This window comes from Vibrio sp. YT-19(2023), from assembly GCF_033337395.1.
This window is the reverse complement of the sequence record NZ_JAWOQN010000685.1, coordinates 1-625: the sequence shown is the minus strand read 5'-3', so window position 1 is coordinate 625 and position 625 is coordinate 1. Positions and strand designations below refer to the sequence as shown.

Here is a 625-nt window from a genome sequence, read left to right as displayed (position 1 = left end):
CCGAAGCGTATGCTTCTAACAAGTTGTTATCTGGATGTTTGTTCATAGTTGCTCCGTATGCATTGAGTGCCTTAACTTTTCTACTGCGAGTCTTAACCGAGACTTCACCGTGCCTAGCGGTATGTCAAAAAGTTCCGCAACTTGCTGATGTGGCAGTTCTTCGAGATAAACCGCTTGCAATACGTCTCTCTGATTTTTAGGCAAAATATCAAGAAACTTCACCACCTGTTCCTTCAACATGTCTTGTTCTGGAGAATAATGATCAACCAAATCTGGCGGATAATATTCCGATGGCCAAATGTCATCAGAATGGATGTGAAGCTCTTTACCCTTTTGTTTTCTGAGTAAGTCAAAACACAAGTTGCGGATAATCGTGTATATCCACGTCGATAACGCACTCTTCTTTCCATCGTAAAGATGAGCTTTTTGCCAGACCGTTGCCATGGTTTCTTGAACCATCTCCATAGCAACTTGCTCATTACCAACGTGCTTGTAGGCAAACTGTTTTAGCTTGGGTGCATAAAAACGGAATACGAACGCAAAAGCCTCTCTATCTTTGGCTTTTACTTTATCCATGTAAGCGTTCCATTCATTTCGCCCCAGTTTTTGTGGGCTATCACTCATC

General features: G+C 42.2%; 1 protein-coding gene. It reads right to left on the bottom strand.

Going from position 1 to position 625, the window contains the following annotated elements:
- Window positions 1-42: 42 nt before the first annotated feature.
- The gene (locus R7E78_RS27870; RefSeq protein WP_005494208.1) at window positions 43-624 is read right to left on the bottom strand and encodes an RNA polymerase sigma factor; all 582 of its coding nucleotides are present in this window, start codon (window positions 622-624) and stop codon (window positions 43-45) included.
- Between the last annotated feature and the right edge of the window lies 1 nt (window position 625).